The sequence below is a fragment of the Hymenobacter amundsenii genome, assembly GCF_002204745.1.
GTDB classification, from domain to species: Bacteria; Bacteroidota; Bacteroidia; order Cytophagales; family Hymenobacteraceae; genus Hymenobacter; species Hymenobacter amundsenii.
The window spans coordinates 1-7,094 of record NZ_NIRR01000073.1 but is presented as its reverse complement, the minus strand read 5'-3'; the positions used below and the strand labels follow the sequence as shown (position 1 = coordinate 7,094).

The following is a 7,094-nucleotide window of genomic DNA, read 5'->3' as shown; positions in this document are numbered from 1 at the left end:
TCCACGGTGCCGGTGAGCGTGGCGCGGCCGTAGCGCACCTGCACTTCAATGTCCTGATCGTGCAGGCTGCCCGACCAGAAATGGCGCTGCCGGATGCGGCTGGCCAGCGCGTGGTCGGGGTCGGGGCCCGCGGGGCGGGGCACTGCGGCCCCCGTTTGGCCGGCCGCAAACTCGTCGGTGCTGGCCGCCTCCAGCTGCTGCACCAGGTTGGCCACGGCCACCACGCCGCTGACTCCGGCGGCTACATCGGCGGCCCGCTCGCGCTCAAACGTACTGCTCACCTGCCCGTGCACGGTGGCCTGGCCGTGGCGCACGCTCACGGTAAAATGGTAGTGCCCCACGTGGGGGTCGCGGGCCAGCGCGGCCACGATGGTCTGGCTGATATCGGCATCGGGTACCAGACGCTTATGGCGAATCTTGAGCAGGTTGAGTACGTCGTACACGCCACCACGTGGCGGGCGGCGCGCTCGGCCTCCTGGCGGGCGCGCAGGTTGCTCACCGTGCCGGTCAGCGTGACGATGCCCTCCCGGACCTGCACCGACGTTTCGGCAGCGCGCACGCGCGGGTTGCGTTGGATAACCCTGTGCACAGCGGCAACGATGGCCTCGTCGGGGCGGGGCGCGAATTTGCTGCGCCGCAGCTCGCTGCCCAGGGCCCAGTAGGCCACGAACAGGTCGCGCGCATCTACGCGCGTGGCCCCGGCCTGGTAGGCAATGGCGATGATGTGGTCGCGTTCCGTAGCCGTGCCCACGGTACCCGACAGGTGCACCACGTGCTCGTTGGTGCGCACCTCTACCAGGGCGCTGTTCACCCGAATATCCCAATCGAGCAGCTCCTGGATTTGGGTGGTGATTTCGGTATCGGAGTTTAGAATTTCGCCCTTTTGGATGGTCAGGTGCTCAGTTGCGAAGGTGGTGACGCCCCGTACACCTTGCAGCACGCGCAGCACCAGCTGCTTCTCGGCCCATGACTGCACCAGGCCCGTGAGCGTAACGACGCCTTCGGCCACGGTGCATGCCACGTTGTAGTCGCCGGTGGCGGGGTCGTCGGCGAGGGCGGCGCAAACATCGCGCTGCAAGTCGGCGTCGGACAGGTCAGGGATTCGGATGGCCACCGTGTTGGTCACGCCGCGTACGCCGCGCACCGCCAGGGCAATTTCCTCGGCCCGCTGCCGGGCCAGCAGATTATCGGTAAACCCGCTCAGCGTTACCAGGCCCTCGTGCGTGGCCACGTCCAGCCCATGCTCGTTCAGGCCTTTTGTGGTGGTGAAGAGTCGTTCGATGGCCGTGGTAATGTCGGCATCGGCCACAGTTGTTGGCGCGGGGGCAGAAGTCAGGTGCGAGGTGGTGGTCATGAGCTGGGGGCTTATGGGGGCAAGCGGAAATTGGATCGGTACAAAATTCCCCCAGAAAGGCCGCCAGCGCCATGATTTCAATTGCCGCATCGGATGACATCTGTCAAGTAGCGAGCTGTGGATGCGCCGGATTACCGTGTCGCGGCAGTCGATGTGGGGCAGGAACGCCGACGGCCGTTTTCGGCCGTGCCGGTGGGCATAGTGCGGCATCCGGGCGGCCCCTGGTCTGACAAAAATCAGCCTATCAGGCAATTGTTGTCATAGCCCGCCCCGCCCTGGGCCCGGACCTTTATTCCCGGCTTACGACCCGTTTCTGACCTGGAACGCGGGGCGAGGTAACGTTAAAACCCGGGTTTCATGGACAAGGATCTGCAAGGAAAAACGGCGCTGGTTACGGGCGCATCGTCGGGCATTGGCCGGGCTGTGGCGCTGCTCTACGGGCAGCACGGGGCCAATGTGATGGTGTCGGATATCGACGAAACGCAGGGCCGGCAGGTGGTGGCGGAGCTGCAAGCCGCCGGCGCCAACGCCCGGTTCTACAAGGCCGATGTGGGCGACCCGGCCCAGTGCCGCCAGTTGGTGCAGGAAACCGTGGAGGCCTTCGGCACGCTCGACATAGCCTGTAACAACGCCGGCATCACCGGCGAGCTGACCCGCACCGCCGACTACTCGCTCGAAGGCTGGCAGCAGATTATCAATGTGAACCTGAACAGCGTGTTTTTCTGCCTCAAATACGAGCTGGAAGTGATGCTCCAGCAGGGCCACGGCGCCATTATCAACATGGCCTCCATTCTGGGGCAGGTGGGTACGCCCACGCTGGCGGGCTACGTGGCGGCCAAGCACGGCGTCATCGGCCTCACCCAGACGGCCGCCCTCGAGTACGCCGCCCAGGGCATCCGCATCAATGCGGTGGGCCCCGGATACATCGATACGCCCCTACTCAAGGAGTTTTCGGCCGAAACCAAGCGTGGCCTCGTCGCCCTGCACCCCATCGGCCGGCTGGGCCGGTCCGAGGAAGTGGCCGAGCTGGTCATCTGGCTCAGCTCCGACAAGGCCTCGTTCGTTACCGGCGCTTACTACCCCGTCGATGGGGGCTACCTGGCCAAGTAAACGGGGAATGAATCAACGGTTTATACGACAGTTGTAATAGACTTAAAATCATGAGTATACACGCATTGTCTGCCACCGCCCAGGCGCTGCTGTGCCCCGGCAAGGGCCTTCTGGCCATGGACGAAAGCACCGGTACCTGCAACGCCCGCTTCACCGCCCTGGGCATTCCGGCCACCCTGGACGCGCGCCGCGCCTACCGCGAGCTGCTGGTTACTACGCCGGGGCTGGAGCAGGGCATCAGCGGGGCCATTCTCTGCGATGAAACCCTCCGCCAGCATACCCGAACGGGCGTTTCGCTGGTGCACCTATTGCAGCAGGCGGGCATCATGCCGGGCATCAAGGTAGATCTGGGCGCGCACGAGCTGGCGGGCTTTCCCGGTGAGTTCGTGACCGAAGGGCTCGACGGCCTGCGCCCGCGCCTTACCGAGTACGCGGAACTGGGCGCCCGCTTCGCCAAGTGGCGGGCGGTCCTTACCATCGGCCCCGACCAACCCAGCCGGGCCGCCCTGGTGGCCAATGCCCACGCCCTAGCCCGCTACGCCGCCCTGTGCCAGGAAGCCGGCTTGGTGCCTATCGTGGAGCCCGAAGTGCTGCTGACCGGTTCCCACTCCCTGGCCCGGTGCGCGGCCGTAACCGAAGAAGTGCTGCACGAAGTATTTGCCCAACTACGCACCCAGGGCGTGGCCCTGGAAGGCATGCTGCTGAAGCCCAGCATGGTGCTGGCCGGCCCCGACTGCCCCGACCAGCCGACCACCGCGCAGGTTGCCAAGGCGACCGTTACCTGCCTGCTGCGCGCGGTGCCGGCGGCCATGCCGGGGGTAGCGTTTTTGTCGGGTGGGCAGTCGGCCGACCAGGCTACGCGCCACCTGGCAGCCATGCACGAGCAGTTTGGCGGGCAGCTGCCGTGGGCCCTGACCTTCTCGTTTGGTCGGGCCCTGCAACAGTCGGCCCTGGAAATCTGGGCTGGCCAAGCGGCCAACGGGCCCGCGGCCCAGCAGGCGCTGCTGGAACGGGTACGCGGCAACCACGCGGCCATCAGGGCCGGCTACCCGGAGCTGCTAGGCCTGGGTGATTCGATGTAGAGAGTACCTCACGGCGGCCAGGTCAACGCCAACCGCCCTGCCCGGAAGCCCAGCACTCCACCACTCTACCTGACCGATGCCTGTTTCCACCACCTTGCCCCCGACGCCTGCCTCCACCGCCTTGCCCGCCCCCGGCCTCACCAGCGAAGCCGTGCTGGCTTCGCGCTCGCCCACGGCCGCAACGTGCTGGCCGCGGCCAAGGGCTCGGGGCTGCTGGCCACCCTGCGGGGACTGGTGCTGGAGCCCATGTTTCTGCTGCTGCTGGCGGCCTGCGCGGTGTACATCGGGCTGGGCGAGCTGGCCGAGGCCTTCACGCTGGGCGTGGCCCTGCTGGCGGTGGCGGGCATTTCGGTGTACCAGGAAATCCGCAGCGACCGGGCCCTGGACGCCCTGCGCGAGCTCACCCAGCCCCGCGCCCAGGTGCGCCGCAACGGCCTGGAAGCCAGCGTGCCGGTCGAGGACCTGGTGGTGGGCGACGCGGTGCTGGTGGCGGAAGGAGCGCGCCTGCCCGCCGATGGCACCGTGACGGAGTTCAACGACTTCTCCGTCGATGAGGCTACGCTGACCGGCGAGGCCGTGCCGGTAGCCAAGGCCGTGGGCGACCCGGTATTTGCCGGCACCAGCACCGTGACGGGCAGCGCCTGGCTCACGGTCACGGCCGTGGGAGCGGAGACGAAGCTCGGCCGCATCGGGCAGAGCCTGGCCGCTATCGACACCGAAAAAACGCCTTTGCAGTTACAGGTGCGGCAGTTTGTGCTGCGGATGGCCTGGGTGGGAGCCGGCGCATTTGTGGTGGTCTGGGGCGTGAACTTCGCCCGGTCCGGCAACTGGGTGACGGCCCTGCTCTTCGGCCTCACGCTGGCCATGTCCATCCTGCCCGAGGAAATTCCGGTGGCCTTCAGCAGCTTCATGGCTTTGGGTGCGGCGCGGCTGAGCCGGCTGGGCGTGCTCACCAAGCAGCCCCAGACCGTGGAAAGCCTGGGCTCGGCCACGGTTATCTGCGCCGACAAAACCGGTACGCTCACCCAGGAAGGCATGCGCGTGGCGCAACTCTACGATGGGGGCACGGCCAGCCTCGTGCCGCTGCCCGGCCCGCGCGCGCCCAGCGCCACCCAAGTGCTGGCCTGCGCCCGTTACGCCAGTGAAACCGAGCCCTTCGATGCCATGGAACAGGCCATTGTGGCCGCCTTCGCCATAGCTGCTCCGGCTGCGGCCGCCGTGCCCTGCCCCATGCTGCACGAATACCCGCTGGGGGGCACCCCGCCCATGATGACCCACGTGCGCCAGGTAAACGGCCAGCCTCTGGTGGCCGGCAAGGGCGCCGTGGAGCACATTTTGGCCGTTTGCCGCCCAGCCCCGGCCGTAGCCGAAGAAATCCGGCGGGTAACTAAGGAGCTGTCGGGCCGGGGCTACCGGGTGCTGGGCGTAGCGCAGGCAACGCTGGCCGGCCCCGGCTTCCCGGCCGCGCAGGACGATTTTGCCTGGGAGTTTCTGGGGCTGATTGCCCTCGAAAACCCGCCCAAAGCCAACGCGGCGGCCGTTATCAGGGAATTTCTGGCGGCTGGTATGCAGGTGAAGATGATAACCGGCGACTTCCCCGAAACGGCCCAGGCCATTGCCCGCCAGGTGGGCCTGCCCGGGGCCGACACCCTGCTCACCGGCGCGCAGGTAATGGCCCTGAGCCCGGCCGACCTACGCCCGCGGGCCGCTACCACGGCGGTATTTGCCCGCATGTTTCCGGAGGCCAAACTGAAAGTGGTGGAAGCCCTGAAAGCCAACGGCGAAGTGGTGGCCATGACCGGCGACGGCGTGAACGACGGCCCGGCCCTGAAGGCGGCCCACATCGGCGTAGCCATGGGCCGGCGCGGCACCGAAGTGGCCCGGCAGGCGGCCTCCCTGGTACTGGTTGACGATGACCTGGCCGGCATGGTGACGGCCATTGCCCAGGGCCGGCGCATCTACCAAAACTTCAAAAAGGCGGTGTTCTACGTCGTTTCTATCCACATTCCCATCGTGCTCACCGTCACGGTGCCGCTGCTGGCGGGCTGGCAGTTTGCCAACCTATTTTCACCGGTCCACATCATCTTTCTGGAGCTGGTGATGGGGCCAACCTGTTCGATTGCCTTCGAAAACGAACCCGCCGAGGCCGGCCAGATGCGCCAGCCGCCGCGCCCGCTCACGGCTACCTTCCTGGCCGGGGCCGAGCTGGGCCGCAGCGTGGCGCAGGGCCTGGGTATTGCCGTGGCCGTGCTGGGCGTGTACTACGTGGCCATGCAGCAGGGCGCCGCCCTGCCGGTGGTGCGCACGCTCACCTTTGCCACCCTGGTGCTCAGTAACCTGGGCCTCACGCTGGTCAATCGCTCATTCACCCAATCGGTGCTGCAGACGCTCCGCGTGCCCAACCGCATTCTGTGGCTGATGCTGGGTCTCACGCTGACCTTGCTGCTGGCCACGCTGCTGGTCCCGGCGGCGCAGCGGCTCTTCGGCTTCTCGCCCGTGCCAGTGGGCGCGCTGGGCTGGTGCTTGCTGGCCGCAGTGGTGGGCGTAGGCTGGGTGGAAGTGTACAAGGCCGTGCGGCGGCGGAAGGCATGACGCCCGTAACCCAACGCCCATCCAACAGCATAGACACTGTACCGAATCTGCTGCCCTGATTCGCACATCGCAGGGCTGGCCTGCTACCGTCGCTCACTCACTCCAGGTAGAAGTGTCGGATGCGGTTCAGGTCGTCGTCGAGCTCGTACACCAGCGGCACGCCCGTGGGGATGTCGAGCTGAGTGACTTCGGCATCGGTGAGGTGGTCGATGTACTGCACCAGCGCCCGCAGACTGTTGCCGTGGGCGCACACCAGCACGCGCTGGTGGCTGCGCATGGCGGGTATTATCTGCTCGGTCCAGTAGGGGAGCACCCGGGCCATGGTCTGGCTCAGGTTTTCGGTCAGCGGCAGTTCGCGGGCGGTCAGGTGCTGGTAGCGCGGGTCGTGGCCCGGGTAGCGCGGGTCGTCGGGGCTTAGGGCCGGGGGCAGGGCGTGCGGGTCGCGCCGCCAGCGCTGTACTTGCTCGGCGCCGTATTGCTCGCTGGTTTCGGCTTTGTTGAGGCCCTGGAGCGCGCCGTAGAACCGCTCGTTCAGCCGCCACGACTTCTGCACCGGAATCCAGCACAAATCCAGTTCTTCCAGCACGATATCCAGGGTTTTGATGGCCCGCTTCAGCACCGAAGTAAAGGCCATATCGAACCCGTAGCCGTGGCGCAGCAGCAGCTGGCCCGCCCGGGCCGCCTCCTGGCGGCTCTGCTCCGAGAGGTCGACATCGGTCCAGCCGGTGAAGCGGTTTTCCAGATTCCACTGGCTTTGGCCATGACGCAGAAGGACCAGGTTTTGCATAAGAAATGGCGTGAAAGCGAGTGAATGGAAGGCGGCAGTGTGGGCCGCTTGTGAGCCGGGTGGCGATAGGTAACCCAAGTTGCGGCCTATGCGCCGAGTTGGGCGAGGGTGTGGGTGAAGACGAAAAGCAGGAGCTTGAGGGCAAATCCTTCCGCCGTGACGGCGTGCA

The 7,094-nt window shown here is 66.6% G+C and carries 6 protein-coding genes; 3 read left to right on the top strand and 3 right to left on the bottom strand.

Annotated features, from left to right (window positions below; translation table 11 throughout):
• Window positions 1-368 (bottom strand): BON domain-containing protein (locus tag CDA63_RS19695; protein WP_165768417.1); only part of this gene is annotated, 368 nt, incomplete at its 3' end.
• Window positions 317-1,354, bottom strand: a complete 1,038-nt coding sequence (locus tag CDA63_RS19690) for a BON domain-containing protein (protein WP_165768416.1) — start codon at window positions 1,352-1,354, stop codon at window positions 317-319. The genes CDA63_RS19695 and CDA63_RS19690, both read right to left, overlap by 52 nt.
• A 357-nt stretch (window positions 1,355-1,711) precedes the next feature.
• Here CDA63_RS19690 and CDA63_RS19685 point away from each other — a divergent pair, with 357 nt between their 5' ends.
• From CDA63_RS19685 to CDA63_RS19670, 3 genes are all read left to right on the top strand, one after another.
• Entirely contained in the window at window positions 1,712-2,464 is a 753-nt protein-coding gene (locus CDA63_RS19685) for an SDR family NAD(P)-dependent oxidoreductase (RefSeq protein ID WP_088466166.1), read from the top strand.
• 50 nt (window positions 2,465-2,514) lie between these two features.
• Complete coding sequence (locus CDA63_RS19680) at window positions 2,515-3,546, top strand: class I fructose-bisphosphate aldolase (protein ID WP_088466165.1); 1,032 nt, start codon at window positions 2,515-2,517, stop codon at window positions 3,544-3,546.
• A 183-nt stretch (window positions 3,547-3,729) separates the two neighbouring features.
• A complete protein-coding gene (locus tag CDA63_RS19670) occupies window positions 3,730-6,138 on the top strand; it encodes a cation-translocating P-type ATPase (protein ID WP_242434757.1) in 2,409 nt (802 codons plus the stop codon).
• A gap of 97 nt (window positions 6,139-6,235) precedes the next feature.
• On the opposite strand, the gene gpmA is transcribed toward CDA63_RS19670, so the two are convergent.
• Window positions 6,236-6,925: a 2,3-diphosphoglycerate-dependent phosphoglycerate mutase gene (gene gpmA / locus CDA63_RS19665; RefSeq protein ID WP_088466163.1), complete on the bottom strand. Its 690-nt coding sequence runs from the start codon at window positions 6,923-6,925 to the stop codon at window positions 6,236-6,238.
• Window positions 6,926-7,094 lie beyond the last annotated feature (169 nt).

What these genes read in the sequence shown, in the direction of transcription:
- CDA63_RS19690 (WP_165768416.1), bottom strand. Translation starts at nt 1,354, where the DNA reads ATGACCACCACCTCGCACCTGACTTCTGCCCCCGCGCCAACAACTGTG.
- CDA63_RS19685 (WP_088466166.1), top strand. Translation starts at nt 1,712, where the DNA reads ATGGACAAGGATCTGCAAGGAAAAACGGCGCTGGTTACGGGCGCATCG.
- CDA63_RS19680 (WP_088466165.1), top strand. Translation starts at nt 2,515, where the DNA reads ATGAGTATACACGCATTGTCTGCCACCGCCCAGGCGCTGCTGTGCCCC.
- gpmA (WP_088466163.1), bottom strand. Translation starts at nt 6,925, where the DNA reads ATGCAAAACCTGGTCCTTCTGCGTCATGGCCAAAGCCAGTGGAATCTG.